This window comes from Cupriavidus sp. YAF13 (genome assembly GCF_052113425.1).
Classification (GTDB): Bacteria; Pseudomonadota; Gammaproteobacteria; order Burkholderiales; family Burkholderiaceae; genus Cupriavidus.
In genome coordinates this window covers 1-1228 of record NZ_JBFRDD010000144.1, presented here as the reverse complement: position 1 = coordinate 1228, position 1228 = coordinate 1, and the positions used below count along the sequence as shown (strand labels likewise).

General features: G+C 61.1%; 1 protein-coding gene. It reads right to left on the bottom strand.

Translation table 11 applies throughout. From position 1 onward, the window contains the following. Positions 1 to 299 precede the first annotated feature (299 nt). Positions 300 to 1228 (bottom strand): formylglycine-generating enzyme family protein (locus AB4061_RS40530; protein ID WP_441641652.1); only part of this gene is annotated, 929 nt, incomplete at its 5' end.

Below are 1228 nucleotides of genomic sequence, written 5' to 3'. Positions count from 1 at the left end.
CATCATGAAGCTGCCGCCCTCGACCCACACCAGGTCCTTGAGCACCTTGCGCTTGAGCTTGGCCACCCGCTCCTCCATGCTGCCCTCGGTCAATGCCATCAATTCGGCCTCCAGGGCTGGGGGCTGCTTCAGTTGCGGGGCATTCTCGCCCGGATCCTTCGACATCAGGGGCTGCCGCGGTGGCTGGACTTCAGTCAGTTCAGCGGCCTGCAACCGTGGGCCAACACACAGCACCACCGCGAGCAGGAGAACAACCCGGCCAAGCTTTCTCCCAGGCATCCGAATCTTCGCTAACGTCATCACCTCTCCCCTTCGACCGGGTGATCCTGGTTCGCCACGCAGCGTACCGAGTGCGTTATGTTTGTTCCAGGGCCGAGAACGCCCGTGAAAAAGTCCTTTTCGATGATCATGGGATCGCGCGCGTATCGTATGACGTTAAGGCCAGAGACATAGTCACCGTCCGCATACCCGCGCAATGAGCGCAAGGTGCCGGTCGGCGGCCCCATCGGATCACGCTCCGGGCTGACGCGATACCACTTCGCGTCATACCAGTCCTGCATCCACTCCCATCCATTGGCGTTCATGTCGTACAGCCCCAGCGGATTGGGCGGGAAGATGCCAACCGGAAACAACATGGCTCGCGTGATTGAGGCTGGCGCATGGGGATCTGTTCGAACGACCGGCCTGAGCCTCTCCTTCTGTTCACCCGAAGCCATATTGCGCCCCTTGTCCATGTGCCCGTTGTCCGTGGCCCAGATGAAGTTCTGCCCACGGCTGCGTGCGGCATACTCCCATTGCGCCTCCGTCGGCAGACTGAATGGCACTCCCGTTTGCTTGCCAAGCCAAAGGCAATAGTCCCTCGCCCGGTGCCAGTACACGCCGACCGGTATTAGCGGATGCCGGTAAATCCCTTGCAACGATTCGTAGCCAGGTTTCAACTCCATCCCGGCTCGCTCCTGTCCTGTCGCATCCGCGAACACGTCGAACTCCGCGTACGTCGTCTTGTAGCGGGCCATGCTGTATCCCATCAGCGTTACCTTGTGCGGCGGCTTGTTATCGAGTCCGGTCGTGTAGTACATCTTCTCGGGCGACCACCACGGCCCGAAGTCGCCCATCATGAAGCTGCCGCCCTCGACCCACACCAGGTCCTTGAGCACCTTGCGCTTGAGCTTGGCCACCCGCTCCGCCATGCTGCCCTCGGTCAATGCCATCCCTCGGTCAATGCCAT